This is a genomic window from Mesorhizobium sp. C416B, assembly GCF_030323165.1.
Lineage (GTDB): Bacteria > Pseudomonadota > Alphaproteobacteria > Rhizobiales > Rhizobiaceae > Mesorhizobium.
The window spans coordinates 1060679-1077381 of the sequence record NZ_CP100471.1 but is presented as its reverse complement, the minus strand read 5'-3'; the positions used below and the strand labels follow the sequence as shown (position 1 = coordinate 1077381).

At 62.4% G+C, this 16703-nt stretch carries 24 protein-coding genes; 12 read left to right on the top strand and 12 right to left on the bottom strand.

What is annotated here, in order from left to right:
• Positions 1-71: 71 nt before the first annotated feature.
• Positions 72-2186 (top strand): EAL domain-containing protein, encoded by a 2115-nt coding sequence (locus tag NLY43_RS05505; RefSeq protein WP_023712562.1) that lies wholly within the window; start codon positions 72-74, stop codon positions 2184-2186.
• 37 nt (positions 2187-2223) lie between these two features.
• Here NLY43_RS05505 and NLY43_RS05500 read toward each other — a convergent pair whose 3' ends face one another.
• Together NLY43_RS05500 and NLY43_RS05495 are read right to left on the bottom strand one after the other, a co-directional pair.
• Positions 2224-2724: a hypothetical protein gene (locus tag NLY43_RS05500; RefSeq protein WP_023671434.1), complete on the bottom strand. Its 501-nt coding sequence runs from the start codon at positions 2722-2724 to the stop codon at positions 2224-2226.
• Between the two features lie 106 nt (positions 2725-2830).
• Positions 2831-3061 (bottom strand): DUF6894 family protein, encoded by a 231-nt coding sequence (locus tag NLY43_RS05495; RefSeq protein WP_023671435.1) that lies wholly within the window; start codon positions 3059-3061, stop codon positions 2831-2833.
• Positions 3062-3344: 283 nt separating this feature from the next.
• On the opposite strand from NLY43_RS05495, the gene NLY43_RS05490 reads away from it, so the two are divergent.
• Entirely contained in the window at positions 3345-4064 is a 720-nt protein-coding gene (locus tag NLY43_RS05490; RefSeq protein WP_023671436.1) for a Crp/Fnr family transcriptional regulator, read from the top strand.
• Positions 4065-4113: 49 nt separating this feature from the next.
• On the opposite strand, the gene NLY43_RS05485 is transcribed toward NLY43_RS05490, so the two are convergent.
• Together NLY43_RS05485 and NLY43_RS05480 are read right to left on the bottom strand one after the other, a co-directional pair.
• The gene (locus NLY43_RS05485) at positions 4114-4407 is read right to left on the bottom strand and encodes a DUF982 domain-containing protein (RefSeq protein ID WP_023712563.1); all 294 of its coding nucleotides are present in this window, start codon (positions 4405-4407) and stop codon (positions 4114-4116) included.
• Positions 4408-4520: 113 nt separating this feature from the next.
• Positions 4521-4697: a hypothetical protein gene (locus NLY43_RS05480; RefSeq protein WP_023712564.1), complete on the bottom strand. Its 177-nt coding sequence runs from the start codon at positions 4695-4697 to the stop codon at positions 4521-4523.
• Positions 4698-4938: 241 nt separating this feature from the next.
• Between NLY43_RS05480 and NLY43_RS05475 the strand changes: the two genes are divergently transcribed.
• Positions 4939-5103, top strand: coding sequence for a hypothetical protein (locus tag NLY43_RS05475; RefSeq protein ID WP_023685945.1), 165 nt, complete (start codon positions 4939-4941; stop codon positions 5101-5103).
• On the opposite strand, the gene NLY43_RS05470 is transcribed toward NLY43_RS05475, so the two are convergent.
• Positions 5100-5465, bottom strand: coding sequence for a VOC family protein (locus tag NLY43_RS05470; RefSeq protein ID WP_023712566.1), 366 nt, complete (start codon positions 5463-5465; stop codon positions 5100-5102). The two genes, NLY43_RS05475 and NLY43_RS05470, sit on opposite strands and share 4 nt — an antisense overlap.
• A gap of 83 nt (positions 5466-5548) precedes the next feature.
• Positions 5549-6106 (bottom strand): RBBP9/YdeN family alpha/beta hydrolase, encoded by a 558-nt coding sequence (locus tag NLY43_RS05465; RefSeq protein ID WP_023712567.1) that lies wholly within the window; start codon positions 6104-6106, stop codon positions 5549-5551.
• A gap of 114 nt (positions 6107-6220) precedes the next feature.
• Between NLY43_RS05465 and NLY43_RS05460 the strand changes: the two genes are divergently transcribed.
• Both NLY43_RS05460 and NLY43_RS05455 read left to right on the top strand, forming a co-directional pair.
• Positions 6221-6694, top strand: coding sequence for an Lrp/AsnC family transcriptional regulator (locus tag NLY43_RS05460; protein ID WP_023693744.1), 474 nt, complete (start codon positions 6221-6223; stop codon positions 6692-6694).
• Between the two features lie 145 nt (positions 6695-6839).
• Positions 6840-7253 carry a DoxX family protein gene (locus NLY43_RS05455; protein WP_023712568.1) on the top strand — a complete coding sequence of 138 codons (414 nt, stop codon included), beginning with the start codon at positions 6840-6842 and terminating at the stop codon, positions 7251-7253.
• Positions 7254-7275: 22 nt separating this feature from the next.
• Here the strand turns inward: NLY43_RS05455 and NLY43_RS05450 are convergent, their stop codons facing one another.
• From NLY43_RS05450 to NLY43_RS05430, 5 genes are all read right to left on the bottom strand, one after another.
• Complete coding sequence (locus NLY43_RS05450) at positions 7276-7581, bottom strand: hypothetical protein (protein WP_023671444.1); 306 nt, start codon at positions 7579-7581, stop codon at positions 7276-7278.
• A gap of 94 nt (positions 7582-7675) precedes the next feature.
• Complete coding sequence (locus tag NLY43_RS05445; protein ID WP_023671445.1) at positions 7676-7945, bottom strand: hypothetical protein; 270 nt, start codon at positions 7943-7945, stop codon at positions 7676-7678.
• A gap of 114 nt (positions 7946-8059) precedes the next feature.
• Positions 8060-8254 carry a hypothetical protein gene (locus NLY43_RS05440; protein ID WP_023689866.1) on the bottom strand — a complete coding sequence of 65 codons (195 nt, stop codon included), beginning with the start codon at positions 8252-8254 and terminating at the stop codon, positions 8060-8062.
• Positions 8255-8296: 42 nt separating this feature from the next.
• The gene (locus NLY43_RS05435) at positions 8297-8740 is read right to left on the bottom strand and encodes a Ros/MucR family transcriptional regulator (protein WP_023671447.1); all 444 of its coding nucleotides are present in this window, start codon (positions 8738-8740) and stop codon (positions 8297-8299) included.
• Positions 8741-8988: 248 nt separating this feature from the next.
• Positions 8989-9804, bottom strand: a complete 816-nt coding sequence (locus tag NLY43_RS05430) for a class I SAM-dependent methyltransferase (protein ID WP_023693742.1) — start codon at positions 9802-9804, stop codon at positions 8989-8991.
• 495 nt (positions 9805-10299) lie between these two features.
• On the opposite strand from NLY43_RS05430, the gene NLY43_RS05425 reads away from it, so the two are divergent.
• The 3 genes from NLY43_RS05425 to NLY43_RS05415 are packed head-to-tail and all read left to right on the top strand — an operon-like array spanning position 10300 to position 11741.
• Complete coding sequence (locus NLY43_RS05425; protein WP_023712569.1) at positions 10300-10725, top strand: hypothetical protein; 426 nt, start codon at positions 10300-10302, stop codon at positions 10723-10725.
• Positions 10718-11104: a hypothetical protein gene (locus tag NLY43_RS05420; protein WP_023671450.1), complete on the top strand. Its 387-nt coding sequence runs from the start codon at positions 10718-10720 to the stop codon at positions 11102-11104. Before NLY43_RS05425 ends, NLY43_RS05420 begins: the two co-directional genes overlap by 8 nt.
• Complete coding sequence (locus NLY43_RS05415; protein WP_245260097.1) at positions 11004-11741, top strand: terminase large subunit domain-containing protein; 738 nt, start codon at positions 11004-11006, stop codon at positions 11739-11741. The genes NLY43_RS05420 and NLY43_RS05415 overlap by 101 nt, the downstream gene beginning before the upstream one ends.
• 333 nt (positions 11742-12074) lie before the next feature.
• On the opposite strand, the gene NLY43_RS05410 is transcribed toward NLY43_RS05415, so the two are convergent.
• Complete coding sequence (locus NLY43_RS05410) at positions 12075-13220, bottom strand: HEAT repeat domain-containing protein (protein WP_156935569.1); 1146 nt, start codon at positions 13218-13220, stop codon at positions 12075-12077.
• 75 nt (positions 13221-13295) lie between these two features.
• Between NLY43_RS05410 and NLY43_RS05405 the strand changes: the two genes are divergently transcribed.
• The 4 genes from NLY43_RS05405 (at position 13296) to NLY43_RS05390 (ending at position 16646) form a co-directional block, all read left to right on the top strand.
• Positions 13296-13646, top strand: coding sequence for a hypothetical protein (locus NLY43_RS05405; RefSeq protein ID WP_023671453.1), 351 nt, complete (start codon positions 13296-13298; stop codon positions 13644-13646).
• 370 nt (positions 13647-14016) lie between these two features.
• Positions 14017-15006, top strand: a complete 990-nt coding sequence (locus tag NLY43_RS05400) for a phage terminase large subunit family protein (protein WP_023712571.1) — start codon at positions 14017-14019, stop codon at positions 15004-15006.
• Entirely contained in the window at positions 14967-15665 is a 699-nt protein-coding gene (locus NLY43_RS05395) for a pyocin knob domain-containing protein (protein ID WP_198025526.1), read from the top strand. Before NLY43_RS05400 ends, NLY43_RS05395 begins: the two co-directional genes overlap by 40 nt.
• A 36-nt stretch (positions 15666-15701) precedes the next feature.
• Positions 15702-16646, top strand: a complete 945-nt coding sequence (locus NLY43_RS05390; RefSeq protein ID WP_023723553.1) for a glycosyltransferase — start codon at positions 15702-15704, stop codon at positions 16644-16646.
• Positions 16647-16703 lie beyond the last annotated feature (57 nt).

The window sequence follows — 16703 nt, the reverse complement described above, 5'->3', positions numbered from 1 at the left end:
GGCGCACCCGGTAACGCTTTCTTCTCTGCTTGCGTGCATAGTGGCGGCGACGGAGTGAGCGAAACCAGGGCATGGCTGAAGAGAAAATACGCAACGGCGAATTCTGGGCGCTTGCGCTCGAACGCGCTCATCTCGGCGTATGGGACTGGGATATTTTGAGCGGCGACTGTTTCTATTCGCCAACCTGGTCGCACATGCTGGGTTATGAGGATGGCGAGCTTGCCAACAGCGACGACCTCTGGCTGAAGCTGACGCATCCCGACGACCGCCAGCGGGCGCTGGCCAGCGGAGAGCGGCACATTTCCGGCCTGACCGCCTCGATCGAGACCGAGCTGCGCCTCAAGCACAAGGACGGTCACTGGATCTGGGTGCTGGACCGCGGCGGCATTGTCGAGCGTGACGAGACGGGCAGGCCTGTCAGGCTGATGGGCGTGCAGACTGACGTCAGCCGGCAGAAAGAGGCGGAAGCCGAACTGGAGCGGGTCAATGTGCGCTTTCGCCTGGCGCTGGCGGCCAGCGGCACCGGCATCTGGCATCACGATATCGACGCCAACAAGAGCTATTGGGACGCCCGCACCAGGGAGATATTCGGCCTGGTCGCCGACACCGACGAGGTGGCCGCCGACCTCTGGCATTCCTATCTGCACCCCGACGACAAGGATGCCGCAGAGCGCGCCCATCTGGCGCCGCTTTCGACCGACGGCGTCGTCGCCGCGCAATACCGCATCGTCAGGCGCGACGGCGAAATCCGCCATGTCGAATCGCTGGTGCGCTTCATCGCGGCGCCTGAGACAGCGGGCCAGATTCTCGGCACCGTGCGCGATATCACCGAGGACAAGAAACGCGAGCGGGAACTCGCCTACGCCGCTCACCACGATGCGCTGACGGGCCTCTTGAACCGTGCCGCCTTCGACCGGCTGCTGGCCGTGCACATCGCCACCGAGCGGGCTTTGCCGCTGGCGGTGTTTTACGTCGATCTCGACTACTTCAAGGCGCTCAACGACTTCGCCGGCCACGCCGCCGGCGACCTGGCGCTGAAGGGTGTGGCCGCCGGTATTCTGGGCTGCCTGCCGGCATCGGCGCGTGCCGCGCGCCTCGGTGGCGACGAGTTCGCGCTGCTGGTGCCCAATTGCCAACCGGCCAAGGCCGAGGCGCTGGCCGGCGCCATCCTTGCGGCGGTCCGTGACGCCGACCTCGGACTGCCGGTGACCTCGCGAAAACTCGCGGCCAGCATCGGCATCGCCTTCGTCGAGGACACCACCACCACGGTTGCCGATGCGTTGGCCTGCGCCGACGACGCCTGCTATGCGGCCAAGGCGGCCGGGCGCAATCGCTTCGCGGTGTTTTCGGCCGATGCGGCGTCGGGCTCCGGCGGCCTCAACGCTGCGCGTGTCGCCGCCGACACTGTCGACGCCATGGATGACGGGCGGCTGAAACTGTTCGGCCAGGAAATCCATCTGCTCGGCCAGCCCTGGCAGGAGAGCCGCCATGTCGAGGTGCTGGCGCGGCTTGCCGGGCGCAATGGCAAGCTGATCCCGCCCAACGAATTCATTCCGGTCGCCGAGCGCTTCGGCATTGCCTCGCGGCTGGACCGCTGGATCATCAGGACAGCGCTTTCGCAGCATGGCAAGGCGATGCGGTCAGGCGCCATCATGCTCGGCTTCAATCTGTCGGCGCAGACGCTGAGCGATCCGCTGCTGTGGGATTTCGTCGACGCCGTCATCGCCGAGACCGGGGCGCCGCATTCCGGCATCGGCTTCGAGATCACCGAGACCGCGGCCGTCACCAATTTCGACGCCGCCGAGCAGTTCGTGCGCAAGGCGCGCGAGCGGCAATGCCGCGTCAGCCTCGACGATTTCGGCGCCGGCATGAGCTCGTTCGAATATTTGCGGCGCTTTCCGGTCGATCAGATCAAGATCGACGGCTCGTTCATCGAGAATATCGCGGAAAGCCGTTTCGACCGCGAGATCGTCTCGGCCATAGCGGGCATCGCCAAAAGTCTCGGCTGCGCGGTGGTGGCCGAAAAGATCGAACAGCAGGAAGCGCTCGACATTTTGCGCGGCATGGGCGTGGCCTATGGCCAGGGTTTTCTGCTTCACCGGCCGGAGCCGCTAGAGGCGATCGTCGCGCGGGCCGGCGAACAGTCACCGGCCAGCGGACAGTCGCCGGAAAAGCGCTTCGGCTGACGGCTTCTCATCGCCCGAGCTGGCGCGACTTGTCCGGCTAACCGGCGTCGGCCTTCTCCTGCTTTCGCTGCGCCGCCTCCTTCTTGCGGCGCAACACCTCGTCGGTGCCGACAAGGTCCTTCGAGCCGCCGGAAATGGCGGTCGAGAGGACGGCGGGCGGATCGCTGGCCGGAAAACTGTCTTCGAGGCCTGATTGCAACTGCTCCTCGAGCGTCTGCGGGTTCTCGGAGCGGCCTTCGGCGCGGCGCTCGCCAACGGCTTCGACATCGCTCTTGGTGTCGGGGTGAGCGCGGGCTTCCGATATCGTCGACACCACCAGCTCGATGGCGAACTCTTTCATCGCCTCGGCTTGCGGCCCATCGACATCAGAGTCTTCGATCAGGCGGATGAGCGACTTTTCCAGGGCGCCCAGTTCCTTGACGCCCTGACACCGCGCCAGACGCTTGGTGAGCGAACCGATCAGCGCCGGGGCAAAGGTCGAATAGGCAAGCCTGCGTGTGTCGTCGACCTGCTCGGGATGAAGCTTTTGCAAGGACATAGATGCCTCCAGTCAATCAGCCGTGCAGCTTCTGCCGCTGGCCCCTCCTTAGGAAACAGAGGGGAGGGCAAGAGGTTCCATACAGTCCTCGACAGGGTCGACGAGTTCAACTCCACAGCGACGCCATGGTCAGCGACGCTTCGAATATCTGCTCCCTGTTCTCGTTCAGCATCTTGACGGTGATCCGCCGGTGGTCGCCCTCCGGTATCTCGTCGCGCGCCACATCGTGCAATATGCGCAGCGCTTCGGCTCCCGCACGCTCCCGGCTGGGAAAAAGCTGCCCCTCTTCATCAATCTGGGTCTCGGCGTTGTACAAGTCGAAGTAGAACCGTTCCATGTGTGCAAGGATCCCTGCGTGAGAACGCTAAGGCGCATCGCGGTTGAAGGACGCAGGCGACGCGCTTCAGGTCTGTGTTTTTATGCATGTCGTTGTCTCAAAATCGGGGCCATTTTTGAGCGACATGGATTAAATCCCAACCCGCACCCATGGTTCCATGCGACTGTGTCCTGAGCAGATTTCCTGCCAGGAGCCGTCGCCGTGCCGGCCGATTGCAACCGCACCCGATCTCCGGCGTTTGGCTAGGCCACGAATGTCCACGAAATCTCGAACTGGATCCTCGATGCTAGAACCGCTTTATCTCAACCTTGGCCAGCATGACGCTTTGTCCGAGCAGGAAAAGGGGCTGCTGGCCGCCGCCATGACCATCGAGATGGATTTTGCCACCGGTCAGGACATCGTTTCCGAGGGATCGAGGCCAGGCTACAGCACGCTCATCATCGAGGGTCTGGCGGCGCGCTACAAAGTGCTGGAGGATGGCGGGCGCCAGTTCACCTCGTTGCAGGTGCCAGGCGATTTTGTCGATTTGCACGCCTTCCTGCTCAAGACAATGGACCATGGCATTATAGCTTTGTCGCCATGCCGGGTGATCGCCGCCGACCACAGTCGGCTAAGGACGATCACCGAACAGGCACCTCATCTCAGCCGCTTGCTTTGGCTGGACACGCTCGTCGATGGCGCCATCCATCGGGAATGGATCGTGGCCATGGGCCGGCGGTCCAAGACTTCGCATCTGGCGCATCTTGTGTGCGAGCTGTTCGTGCGGCTCCAGGTCGTCAAGCAGACCAACGGCATGAGTTTCCGGCTTCCCCTGTCGCAGGCGGAACTGGCCGATGTGCTTGGGCTTTCGGTCGTCCACATGAACCGGGTCATCGGCGCGCTGCGCAAGATCGGTGTGATCGGCTGGGCGAATTACATGGTGACCATTCTGGACTGGCAGCAACTGGTGGAAATCGCCGAGTTCGACCCGACTTATCTCAGCATGAACCGCGAGCCGAGATAGGCCATCCGCCGTTCGCCATGACATCGCCGGCAATCCGTCAGCCGGTCTTTCAACGATGCCCATCCAGCGACGCCAATTCGTCGAGCAGGGCAAGGGCGGCACTTGGCTTGGCCGGCTTCAGCAAGCCCTGTTGGGCGGCGGCATTCTGGAAAGCGGCAAAGGCGATGTCCGGGCGGCAAATGCCGTTCAACGCGTCGTCCACCAGCCTGTCGGCCGCCTTGTAGGCCGCCGTCTGCTTGTTCTTCCATGTTCCGCCTAGCGCCCTCCTGGCGTCGGTGATCGACGACACCGTCATCGCGCTTCCGTCCACGAATCTGATCGTCAGGGGCAGAAAACGGCTCATGCGCTCACCATCCAAACCATTCGCATCTCGCCCGGATCGATCTCATCACTTGCCTCCTTGAAAACGGGATCGCCATAAACGAGGAAATCACAAACTGGTTGCAGCCCGGCGAGCTACATGTTGCTTGCCGGCCAGATCGGCCGATGCGGACGATAAGGCGGCCGCGGCACCGGCTTCAACGGGATGTCGGCGAGCGAGTTGCGGATCGGCCTGTACAGTATCGGCGAAGACGCGGCGCGGCGGTGCAGTACCGCGGCAGACAGTTTGGCAATCAGATTTCGAACGTCCATGGGACACCTCGAGCGCGTTGAGAGTCCCCCCATGGCGATCACCTACCACCTCACCCCCACCATCCGCATTTAACTTTGATATAGGCCGGACGAATACGCGCCGCGCGCAATGTCTGCCGCCGAGATTCTGCCGATCCTCGGCGGCGGCTATTGAGGGCGGCGCCAGGCTGGCGGTCACGCATCCCAGCAGCGACGTCGCAGACGCTGCTGCAACCGGATGAATTTTCGTGCATTCTTGTGCATGGCCACAATGCTTCGAACCGACACGCCGGCAAAATGCTGCTCCTATTGCGGTTCGCGAGAGCATGACTACGAGGATTGTCCGAAGCGCAAAGCAGAGGCGGAGCGGCAGTGGGAAGGCCAGGCAAAGCCCGGCGCCGAATCCGAGGCGACGGCCGAAGTCTAGCTTGGCTCGAACAGCTCGATCACGTTGCCGGACGGGTCTTCACAAAGAATCTGTCGCCCGCCCGGACCTTCGACGATCTGGTTGCGGAACCCCACGCCGGCCTCGCCCATCTCAGTCACGATTGCCGGCAATTGCTCGACCTCGAGCACGAAGCGGTTCCATCCGCCCGGCTCGGGTGTCCGGCCGTCCGGCATCGGCCTGGCTGCCGACGCCAAGGGACCGGCGAGCCAGAGCGAGAGGTCGCCGCGCGTCAGGATGGCCATCGCCGGACCGAATTGCTGCTTCAGCGCGAAGCCCAGATGGCTCGTATAAAACGCGATGGACAGATCGACATCGCGGACCAGATATCGGACGGACACCATTCGCAGGCTCCCTCACAAACGCCCCTCCCGAGAGATAGCTGGCGGGACAAGTCGGGGCAAGCCCGCGCGCACGCTTCGGGCGCCTACGGTGCGATTGCGTGGTCGGCCTGTCTGTCTCTCACGAAGGCCGTCAGCAGCTCCATTCCCGCCGGCCAGTCGCCCAGCCCGCTATTGCTGTTGATGTGACCAAGCGGCCCGGCGATGTGCAGTTCGCTGCCCCATTGTGTGGCTTTCTCACCGGCATAGCCGTTCGGATCATAGGGATCGTCGGTGCTGGCCACGATCAGCGAGGGGAAGCGAAGCGGCCCGCGCGGCGTATCGGCGAAGGGAATTCCGTAAGCGGGATAGACCGGCGAGGCCGGGTCGGGAACCGCAACCAGAAACGCCCCGCCGATCCGACGGCTCGACACCGCCTGCCAATGCGCGACCAGCAGGCAGCTGAGACTGTGGGCGACGAGCACCGGCGGGGTCTTTGCCTGTGACACCGCGACGTCCAGCGCCGCCACCCAGTCGTCGAAATCCGGCAGCTCCCAGCTTGCCGGGCTGAAGCGGCGCATCGCCGGGTCGGCCTGTTGCCAGCGTGTCTGCCAGTGGGCCTCGCCCGATCCGCCGCTGCCCGGCAGAATGATGAGGTCGGTCATGGAAAATCCTGTTTCTTCGCCGCAGATGATGTCCCAATCCTAGGGCTTCTCCTTGTTCGCGGAATGAGAGATCATCGGAAAGCGACGAAGAATTCCGATGGATTGAAGGTGTTCATGGCAAACGGCGATTACCGGCCACGGCTCGACCCCACCGATATGGCAATCATCGAGATCATGCAGGAGGATGGCCGCATCGGCATTTCCGAACTCGGCCGCCGCGTCGGCCTGTCCCAGCCCGCGACGTCGGAGCGGGTGAAGCGGCTGGAGGAGCGCGGCATCATCGCCGGCTACCGGGCCGCGATCGATCCCACCGCCCTCGGTCTCGGCACCATGGCCATGATCCGCCTGCGCACCACGCATGAGCACATCCAGACCTGCCTGAAGAAATTCGCGGCCATGCCGGAAGTGGTCGAGGTGCTGCGGGTGACCGGCGAGGATTGTTTTCTGGTCAAGGTGGTCGTGCCGTCGCCGCCCGACCTCGAAAGCATCGTCGACGCCATCGGCCGCTACGGCGCGGTGACGACCAATGTGGTGCTGCGGGCCGAGCCGCCGAAACGGTTGGGGCGGGAACTGATGGCGAAGCTCTGAGCGGCCACGCGCCGCAAGAGGATTGCAAGCGCCTCCTTTCGCGAGCTCCGGCTTTGCCGGGAAAGAATTTCGCGGGCTGGTGTAGGATCGGCGGCGTGGCGCCCGTCCTTGGGACGAAACCCGTTACAAACCTGGAGGACATCTCATGGAAGCCGTTCAATCGCCGTGGCAGACCACGGCTATTCTCATCGCCCGCCTGACCTTGGCCGCCATGTTCGCGATGGGGGCAGCCTTCAAGTTCATGGATATGGGCATGACCGCCGGCTACATCGCCGCCGCCGGCTTTCCCTTCCCGCTGTTTCTGGCCTGGTGCGCCGCGATCCTCGAAACGCTGCTGGTGATCGCCTTGCTGACCGGAGCGTTCTTCACGCCGGCCGCCCTGATCGCCGCCGTCTACGTGGTCTTCCTCGGCTTTGCCTTCCACGGTCCGTCGCACTGGGCCGGCAACCAGGCCGAGTTCGGCGCCTTCATGTCCCATTTCCCGTTCGCCGCCGGCCTGCTGTTTGCCGCCGTGCATGGACCGGGCAGCGTGCTTGCCTCGAAACTTGGCCGAGGGTGAGGCCCCGCGTCGGCAGACCGCCTCACATCTGGTCGTTGTAGGGTTCCTTCATCTGGCCGACCATGCGGGCCAGTTTCGAGAAGGACGGCATGTCCGCCTCCGGCTGGCATTGATTGGCCAGTTCCAGCAGTCTGATCGGAAAGTTGACGGCGTCGCGGTTGGACTCCGACATGCCGTCGGACCGCTCCTCGCCGGTTTCGATGGCCTCGGCCTTGCGCAGCGCGATGTCGATATCCTCGACCGTGAGCAGGCCCTTGCGCACCAGCACCTGATTGATCGAAGCGACGGCCATCAGCAGGCCTTCGAGTTGCAGATTGGCGACGTTCATTGCTGTTGCTCCCATTTGGCTCACGCTCAACGCATGAGCCGCTGTTACGATCCGGACGGGGATGCAAGCGATAGGCGTCGGCCGATGGCCTGCGCTACTCTTCCATCCAGCGGCGGCCATATTCGGCCCACAGCGCCTTGACCTCCCGGCTGCCGAGGCGCGGGGCCGAGCCGTCGCCATAGGCGATCGAAACGCAGCTGATGTCGTAATGGGGATGGGCGTCGATGACGAAGCGGATCGCCTCGCCGAGCGGCCTTCTGCCGATGACCGGATCGGCCTGGCCTTGGCCGACGCTGCGAACGCCCGAAACAGTGGCTGGCGCTTGCCGCATCCTGAACACGGATGCCATGGCTGGTTTGTCCATCCCGCTCTCCCCCGAGTTGGAGTGGAATGATTCCATAAGAGCCAGCTAATGACCAGTCGCTAGACGGCCTGTCGAAGGCTGCGTCTTGTATCCTGCAGCCCGTTGAAGGACTGTTCAGGCCAGCGGATCCGCCGCCGGCGGCCTGGCGGGAAGGCCGAGCCTTGTCCGCTCGCCGTCGGCAAACTCCTCGGCCGCTTCCTGGGCCATGAACAGATGCTGGGTCACCGTGCCATTCTCGGCAACCAGCACCGCCCATTGGCGGCGGTCCACACGTTCCACGCGAACGTCATTGGGCTCTCCGGCCACCACGATCGTCCTCCAGCAGGCGTACGGCACGGAGGGGGCGTGCCTTTACGCCTTGGTCTTGCTCTTGGCCGGCGCCTTGGCGGCCGGGGCCTCGGGTGTCCTGATGCCGAGCCCGAACTCCTTTGCCAGCTCCGAGCGCTTGGCGGCGTAGCTGGGCGCCGTCATCGGATAGTCGCCGGGCAGGTCCCATTTGGCGCGATAGGCTTCCGGCGTCATGCCATGGGCGGAGCCGAGATGACGCCGCAGCGACCTGAACTTCTTGCCATCCTCGAGGCAGTAAATGAAATTCGGCGTTACCGAGCGCTTGCGGTTGACCGCGGGCTCAGGCGCAGGTTGCGGCGGAGCAACGGGATTGTCCACGGCCGCGAGCGCTGCATTGACGCTCTCGATCAACGCCGGCAGGCTATCCGGAGGCACTGAATTGTTGCGCACGAATGCCGCGACGATGTCGGCGGTCAGATTTATATTTCGGATTTTGTCCTCAGACATGGCTTCTTTTGCCCCCTTGATGCCAAAGGACAAATTATCAGACAACATCCGCCGACGGCATGGCACTTTAGAACATATGCATATGACTTGACGCCGGATGTGGTAGCGCTAGCATCGCCGAGTCTCCGATCGATGTCGATGTAGGAATTCTTTCCTGACATATCTTGACCGGTGAGGGCAGCTATGCTATGATTTGTCGATGTTGCTGATTTGCGCCACCAACCCGCCGCCGAGGCGGGTTTTTTGTTTCAGGCCGGCTTGGAAGCGATGATGGCCAGTGACGCGAGTTTTCCCTCGCTCAGGCTGCTTATGTAGTTTTTTCGCCGATGCACGAACTCGGCGCCGAGCACGATCTCATTGGCCTGCTGCTGGGCGGGCGACGGAACCATGCTGGAATTTGCCCGTTTCAACGCCAGCTCGACGTGATCGCCGGTTTCGTCGATGACGTCGTCGACCTGGAATCCGGCTGAAGCAAACAGAGCCTTCAGGGTTTCGCGGTCGACGAGATGGCTGGCCACAGCCGACACCGCCCAAGGCAAGGGATAGTGAGGCTCGCCGTCCGCCAGCACCGCCTCGGTCCAGACAAGCCTGGCCTTCGGCTTCAGTACGCGCCACGCTTGCCCGATGACCGCCGCCTTGTCGGCGATATTCATGCCGACATAGAAGCAGATCGCCGCGTCGAATGTGTCGTCCGCAAAAGGCAGCCTTGTCGCATCGGCCTCATGGAAACGCACTTTGTCGCCGAGGCCGCAGAGCTCGGTCAATCGGCGGGATGCCTCGACGAACGCCTGCGTCAGGTCGACGCCGTCGACGCTGCACCCATAGGTCTCGGCAAGGAACCGGGCCGGGCCGCCAATGCCGCTGCCGATGTCCAGAACCCGATCGCCGGCGGAGGGCGCAAGACGCGCAGCATGGTCCTGCGTGGCGATCAGCTCGCGGCCATGAAGCTGATCGAACGGATAGAGTTGTTTGGCTGCGAGGCTGCCGGCCTTTGCGTCCGGCACAGCCGACAGGATGCGCTCGACAATGCCGCCGCTGCCATAGTGACTGGTCACATCGCTCATTTCGCTCTCCGACGAGACCCAGCATCCCATCGATGCGGCCCTCGCGCAATGCGCGCCGCCGCCAAGGACGAGGCTTTGACCGGAGTAGGAATTATTTCTTATCTGCATTGACGGGTGAGGGCAGCTTTGCTATGATTTGTCCATGGTGCTGATTTGCGCCACCGACCCGCCCACGAGGCGGGTTTTGTTTTCCTGATGCCCACAACGTGCGGATATCGGATGTCGGCGGGACAGCCCCCCTCTGGCCTGCCGGACGTTCGTCGTTCGGAAAGCCAAGCAATTGGCTTTCCGTCCGCTGCGCGGACCACTCCTCAACCCCCACACGGGGGGGAGATCGGACTGCCGCCTTGCTTTCGCCAATCGTCAGCGCTGCAAATTGGTCGCGACCCTGGAGCTGCCAATCTCCCCCCTTGAGGGGGAGATGTCCGGCAGGACAGAGGGGGGCGTGAAGGAACGCTATCCTCGGTTCATTCTGCCTTATCCGCGAGGCCTCCCTTGTCCAACCGCTATGCCACCATCATCACCGACGATGACGGCCGCGAGGTCGTCAGCGCCATTGGCGTGTTCGAGGGCGCTGCCCCGCAGGCGCGCATCGGCCGTATCGAGCCGGTCGTGCCGGGCGTGCTGATCGGCATGGTTCGCGGTGGTCCTGTCGATGCCATCGGCGGCTTCGGCTTTCCGCGCGGCGCGCACGACGCAAGGGCGATCGCCAGGGCAAGCCTGAAAGCCGCGTCTGCCGGAAAGCGCCACGCGCCGGCCGCTGATGCAGCCCGCAAGGCCGCCCCAACACGGTCAGGGCCAAAATCGGCACGGCGCAAGTCCGGCAAGATCAAGTCCGGCAAGATCAAGTCCGGCAAGATCAAGCGGCCAGCGAAACAGGCACCTACCGCCGAGCCCGCCGGGATCTCGGATCATGGCTGACCGGACGGCGCCGCGTGCGCGCCCTGGCCGCAAGGCGACTGCCGCCGCTGCCAAGCCGAAGCGGACGAAGAAGACGCTTGGCGATGATTTCCTCGACGCGGTTCGCGCCGATTTCAGCGCCCATGGCGCCGGCGTCATTGCCGCGGTCCGGGCCGACAAGCCCGACCAGTATCTGAAGATCGTGCAATCGGTGCTACCCAAGGATCTGGCCAAGGATTTGCATGTTTCATCTGACAATCTGGAAGCCCTGAGCGATGACGAGATCCGCCGCCGCATCCGTGGCCTCGAAGCCGTCCTCGGGCCGTTTGGCGACCAGCCTGAAGACGCGCCGCCACTATCTGGCGCTGCTGCAGGAGCTGGACCGCAGGCGCAGGACTAACCAGCTTGCCGCCTACCGGCCTTATCCCAGGCAGGCGCAGTTTCACGCCGCCGGCGCGCAGAACCGGGAACGTCTGTTCATGGCCGGCAACCAGTTGGGCAAGACCAGGGCCGGCGGCGCCGAATGGGCCATGCATCTCACCGGCCGCTATCCCGCGTGGTGGCAGGGCAAGACCTTCGACGCCGCCGTCAGGCTATGGGCTGCCGGCGTGACCGGCGAGGGCACGCGAGACAACCCGCAGCGCGTGCTGGTCGGCCCGCCGCAGCAGCAGGCGGCATGGGGCACCGGCATGATCCCCGCCGATGCCATCCGCCAGACCACGATGGGCCGCGGCGCGCCGGGCGCGCTCGACAGCATCGTGGTGCGCTGGGGCGGCGGCGGCGACGTGCAGGCCGATGAATCGGTGCTGTCGTTCAAGAGCTATGAGAAGGGCCGCGAAAAGTGGCAGGGCGAAACCCTGCACGGCGTCTGGTTCGACGAGGAGCCGCCGCTCGATATCTATTCCGAAGGCCTGACCCGCACCAACGCGACGGGCGGCATCACCATGGTGACGTTTACGCCGCTGCTTGGCATGAGCGACGTGGTGCTGCGGTTCTTGACGGCGCAGGAGGTTCTCCCTTCCCCCCTTGTGGGGTGAGCAGCTGGTTCGCGAAGCGAATTCGTCGTGCCAGTGGCACGACGAAAGGCCGGCGAACGCCGGGACGCTGCGGAGCAGCGGGGACCCGGCAGGTTGGATCGGCCACCACCCGGCCCTTCGCAGGCTCAGGGCGTTCGAAGCTCGAAAAGCCAAGCAATTGGCTTTTCGTCCGCCACGCGGACCGCTTCTCACCCCACAAAGGGAGAAGGTAAGAACCGCCACGCCCGGCGCAAATATCGTGCGCGGACAACATCATACGACATTACTTTGAATCAGTTCGGCAGGCTCTACGTCCTGTCACGTCGCTATCTTGACCCCGAGATCAGCGGTGCCTCAGGCGATTGCCGGCAACGATGATTGCCATACGGCGTGGTGCGATATCTGGTTGTGCTCGATGCAATCGGTTGCCAGTTTGCTGATTTCAGGATCGGCGGACGCCTGCGCCCATTCGACGAACGCGTCAACAACGACCAACCTCGCCCGGCTGGCCAGCCCCAAGCCGTAACGGCGCACTACCGGCTCTGAATGGTCGAGCATAGCACGGATCATGCCTGATGCATCACCTCGCCATTGCCCGGAGATATCGGCGATCGCCGAAAACGGCGTTTGCGGCCTGAGCAACGCGGCGTGCTGACGCGCAAGCTTTAACTGCCAGTCTTTTGCAAAGCGCACAAATTTGACGGCTCCCATGCGTACACCATCGTGATAATCATCAAGGGCAAACAACGCCTGCGCGAGATGCTGACCATCGTTCCGCGTACTGCATCGCAAGATAGACTCCACGGCATCGAAGCGCGTGCGCGGGTTGCTGTCCCCAAGCAGCGCGGCCAGCTCACCCACCATCGAACTTATGTTCTGGTTTTGAAAGGTGGCAATAAACGCACCCGCCGCTCGCGTCTCAGCATTGGCAGATGTCAGCAGGAGACGAAGGCTTTCCAACGGCACCGTCTTGCCGAGCTCGCCGAGAAGGTCGTTGGCAAGCGCGCCATCGTCATCATGCGGGGACGACAGCAGCCGCTCCAGCATCTCCTGACCTGTCATGGCATTTGTCGATTTGCCGAGTGGCAGCAGGATCTTACCGCCTTCGCTGAAAAAAAGATGAGCAACCTCGCTGTCCTCGGCGGACAGGCGCATCGCCTCGAATAGATCTGTCATGGCAAAGAGTGGCTGTCCCACCCGCGTAGAGTACAGGCCGCGCAGAATGCACCAGCCCAGACGCATCGATGTCGCCGATGCAGGGCAAGACCTACCGCATAAAGCGATAAAGGAAAAGATGAGAGCGAAGCTTTCCCGTTTCGGCGCGTTGCGGAATTGCGAACCGCGACTAGACTGGTGGCCAGGTTGTCGAGGAACCAAGTCCATGAACAGGCGGCAGGTATTGACAGGCGGTTTGTCTTCGCTTGTCGTGTCGCCGGCGGGTGGTGCTGAGGTATCAAAGCCCCAGGTGCCCAAATGGCGACCCTCGTTTTCACAACCCATCGATCGCATCGAGGAACGGTTCGGCTATTACTTCGACAGAGGCCGTGACTTTGCCATCCTTGAAACGGCACCTGCGTGCTGACGGAAGCCGGCCTGTCCGATGAGGCGGCAGCCATGGCCGCCATCCAGACGCTTGCCATGATTTACAACTATCACCCGGACATGAAGCCGTCTGACATGGATGATGGCAACGTGCTGGTCAGCTACAATCATCCAGCCTTCAATGTCGTGCTTTCCGACGTTGCGAATGCGCATTGGCAAGAGATCGAGGCCCGCCACCAGGATGGGCTGGCTACGGGCGAGGTGCTGATCACGCCGCTGGGGCAGAATGTGTTCGATGAGCTCGGCAAAAAGGCGCTGCTTGGCAGGTGCTACATGTTCATGGATGCGCAGGCGCCAAAGGTGATCCGCATCAAACCCAGTTAAGTCGAATCAGGGGTATTTGGTGCCGGCAAGTTGCCTGGCACGACCTTCGGCGGTTGACGATTTGCGCGTTAATGGGCCGCACAATATTTTCTCTCGACCGGTATACTGATATATATAGAGCATACAGGATTGATTGGGAGTGTCGGGGACGCAGACCTCGCGTTTGAACCCTGTTCCTGGATCGGTACGGGTTCTGCAGATTTTTTTACTAGTATCGTAAGGAACATTCGCCTGGCTGGTGCATGCCGATGCACTGGCGGCAATGCCGACAACGATTGCAATCCGAATCATGTGTTCCCCCAAGTCTTGGGTCAGCTTCGCATTGATGAGCGCTGGTATCAATGGCCACACTCTATTGGAGCATGCTTGCATGACCCGTCACGTCACCTTCATGACCATAGACGACGTCGAACACTATTCGCCGGACGAGCGTGCCGCGATCATCGCCGCCTATCCCGAACATGAGCGCGAAGCGAGGGCCAAGGGCATTCCGGTGCTGGGCTCCGGCCGCATCTTTCCGATTGCCGAGGAGCTGATTGCCTGCGAGCCGTTCCGGCTGCCGCGCTACTGGCCGCGGATCGGCGCCCTCGATTTCGGCTGGGACCATCCGTCGGCCGCGGTCGAGCTGGCCTGGGATACGGAGGCCGATGTCGTCTATATCTCCAAGGCGGCGCGGGCCTCGCAGCAGACGCCGGCCATGCAGGTACTGGCCCTGAAGCCGTGGGGCGAGTGGCTGCCCTGGGCCTGGCCGCGCGACGGCCGCCGCGAGACGCTGGAAGGCGCGGGCACCGCGCTTGCCAGACAATACGCCGCGCACGGGCTGAACATGCTGTCGGGCCACGCCCGCTTCGCCGACGGCTCGGTCTCGGTCGAGGCGGGGCTGATGGAAATGCTCGACCGCATGCAATCCGGCCGCTTCAAGGTGTTTTCGACGCTGCTGCCCTGGTTCGAGGAATTCAGGCTTTTTCACCGAAAGGACGGCAAGGTGGTGAAACTGCGCGACGATTTGATGGCCGCGACGCGCTACCGCAAACTGACGCTCGCCTATGTCAGTGGCGCCGGCACTTTGCCGACGACGGCCAACGGCATCTGGCTGATGTTCGACCGGGCCGGCGACAGAGGCGCCGACGGGACGGGAGTAGGAGATTTTTTGGGGCCTGCGTCTTCGGCAACCGACAATATTGTCACTTTCGCGGCACGACGGGCAAGGTGGGGAAGGATAGTGGGATCGCGGTGTCCAGCCTGGCGCCGAAGGCCAGCCCGACATTTACCGGGACGCCAACGGGGCCGACCGCAGCGCCTGGAACGAATACCACGCAATTGGCTACAACGGGGTTCGTCAAGGCTGGATTTGATCTGAAACTTGATAGCCGACCCAACCTTGGTGTCGTCGCGCAGACGATCACCGATTGGAACAACGCCCTGGACAATGGCTGGTATATGGCCTCGGCGGCGGCTAATGCGCCAGACGGCGTAAATTGGTTCCTGGGGTTTGTGGAAGCGCACGGAAGCACTGGCTACCGGACGCAGACGGTGCATGATTTCGTCAACGACACTACGGCGGCAGACCAAAAGCTATGGCGGCGCAGGCAGGCTGGCGGTGCCTGGGGAGGATGGATCAAGCTGCAATGGTCGCAGGCCGAACAGGATGCACGCTATGTCCAGTCGTCCACGGCGTTGCTTCAGAAGTTTTATGAAAGCCCGCAACAGACCATCACATCCGGCGGGTCGCTGACGTTGGCTCATGGGCTGGGGGTGAAGCCGAAGCTCTATGCGGCCTTCATTCAATGTACTACGGTTAATTCGGGGTATTCGGTTGGTGACGAGATACCCATTAACCCATCTCTCAATACAACTGATGCGACCGCTCAAGCTATTAGCATCGTGCCAGATGCGACCAATTTGAATGTGCGGATTGGTAATGCTGCTGGCGCACTTAAAGTCCTTAACAAGGCTGGAACAGGTTTTAACGACATAACGAACGCTAGCTGGAAACTCGTTGTGAGAGCGTGGGCCTAGCTTGCGAAATGTGAGCAACGGTCTAAACGTTGGAACATGCATATTACTATTGCAGTGCAAGGCAAAATTCCCTGTCGAGGCTATGGCGGCACCCAGCGGCAAATCGATTGGCTCGCCAGCGCACTCGCATCTCTCGGACATGAAATCACACTCATTGCCGGAGTGGGCTCCACCCATCCGCGTTGCGAGGTCCGGCAGGCCGCGTCAGTAGTGGAATGTCTGGGGGCGATCCCTATCAATACTGACATCGTGCATTTCAACGGCTGGTACGATGTAGAAAGCCCATATCGTGCGCTTTACACTCTGCACGGCTATGTTCCAAACGCCCCGAGGAAGGGGCAAAATTACAGCTTCGTCAGCGCCAGTCACGCGCATCATCATGATCGAGAAACGTTTGTTTACAACGGCTTCCCTGTGGATGCCTACCGGCTGGCAGATCGGAAAGGTGAGCGGCTGTTGTTTTTGGGCGGTATCGCGAGGGCCGGGAAGGGCCTCAACCGGGCCGTCGATCTGGCGAAGAAATTTAACTTCGCTCTCGATATTGCGGGTGGCTCGAGGTGGAAGTTGCTCGGGCGCAGCCAAACCCGGAAAGAGTCTCTGTTCTTCAAGAGCTTATCGCCGCGCTACCGCTTCCACGGCACTGTCGATGGCGAGGAAAAGCTCCGATTGCTCGGCGAGGCGTACGCCTTCCTTAACCCGATCTCCTGGGCAGAGCCGTTCGGCATGGCGGCGGTCGAAGCAATGCTGTGCGGAACGCCTGTGCTGACCACTCCGTGCGGTGCGCTTGCCGAAACGGTCGATGCAGACAGCGGGCGTTTCTTCGAAACCGATGACGAGTTTGCTCACGGTCTCAATGAGATCAACAGCATTTCCGCGCGAACATGCCGTGAATCGGCAGCCGAAAGATTTCCGATCCAGAAAGCCGCAACGGCCTATCTGGAACTCTATAAACGCATCCTTGACGGCGAAGTGCTTCCGTGAGCCCGCTTTAGCCGCTCCATCCAAAATTCCTCTCCCGTGAGGAAGCGTTATAGCTGG

Coding starts and splice junctions, on each gene's coding strand:
- NLY43_RS05505 (WP_023712562.1), top strand. CDS start 72: ATGGCTGAAGAGAAAATACGCAACGGCGAATTCTGGGCGCTTGCGCTC.
- NLY43_RS05500 (WP_023671434.1), bottom strand. CDS start 2,724: ATGTCCTTGCAAAAGCTTCATCCCGAGCAGGTCGACGACACACGCAGG.
- NLY43_RS05495 (WP_023671435.1), bottom strand. CDS start 3,061: ATGGAACGGTTCTACTTCGACTTGTACAACGCCGAGACCCAGATTGAT.
- NLY43_RS05490 (WP_023671436.1), top strand. CDS start 3,345: ATGCTAGAACCGCTTTATCTCAACCTTGGCCAGCATGACGCTTTGTCC.
- NLY43_RS05485 (WP_023712563.1), bottom strand. CDS start 4,407: ATGAGCCGTTTTCTGCCCCTGACGATCAGATTCGTGGACGGAAGCGCG.
- NLY43_RS05480 (WP_023712564.1), bottom strand. CDS start 4,697: ATGGACGTTCGAAATCTGATTGCCAAACTGTCTGCCGCGGTACTGCAC.
- NLY43_RS05475 (WP_023685945.1), top strand. CDS start 4,939: ATGGCCACAATGCTTCGAACCGACACGCCGGCAAAATGCTGCTCCTAT.
- NLY43_RS05470 (WP_023712566.1), bottom strand. CDS start 5,465: ATGGTGTCCGTCCGATATCTGGTCCGCGATGTCGATCTGTCCATCGCG.
- NLY43_RS05465 (WP_023712567.1), bottom strand. CDS start 6,106: ATGACCGACCTCATCATTCTGCCGGGCAGCGGCGGATCGGGCGAGGCC.
- NLY43_RS05460 (WP_023693744.1), top strand. CDS start 6,221: ATGGCAAACGGCGATTACCGGCCACGGCTCGACCCCACCGATATGGCA.
- NLY43_RS05455 (WP_023712568.1), top strand. CDS start 6,840: ATGGAAGCCGTTCAATCGCCGTGGCAGACCACGGCTATTCTCATCGCC.
- NLY43_RS05450 (WP_023671444.1), bottom strand. CDS start 7,581: ATGAACGTCGCCAATCTGCAACTCGAAGGCCTGCTGATGGCCGTCGCT.
- NLY43_RS05445 (WP_023671445.1), bottom strand. CDS start 7,945: ATGGACAAACCAGCCATGGCATCCGTGTTCAGGATGCGGCAAGCGCCA.
- NLY43_RS05435 (WP_023671447.1), bottom strand. CDS start 8,740: ATGTCTGAGGACAAAATCCGAAATATAAATCTGACCGCCGACATCGTC.
- NLY43_RS05430 (WP_023693742.1), bottom strand. CDS start 9,804: ATGAGCGATGTGACCAGTCACTATGGCAGCGGCGGCATTGTCGAGCGC.
- NLY43_RS05420 (WP_023671450.1), top strand. CDS start 10,718: ATGGCTGACCGGACGGCGCCGCGTGCGCGCCCTGGCCGCAAGGCGACT.
- NLY43_RS05410 (WP_156935569.1), bottom strand. CDS start 13,220: ATGGGTTGTGAAAACGAGGGTCGCCATTTGGGCACCTGGGGCTTTGAT.
- NLY43_RS05400 (WP_023712571.1), top strand. CDS start 14,017: ATGACCCGTCACGTCACCTTCATGACCATAGACGACGTCGAACACTAT.
- NLY43_RS05390 (WP_023723553.1), top strand. CDS start 15,702: ATGCATATTACTATTGCAGTGCAAGGCAAAATTCCCTGTCGAGGCTAT.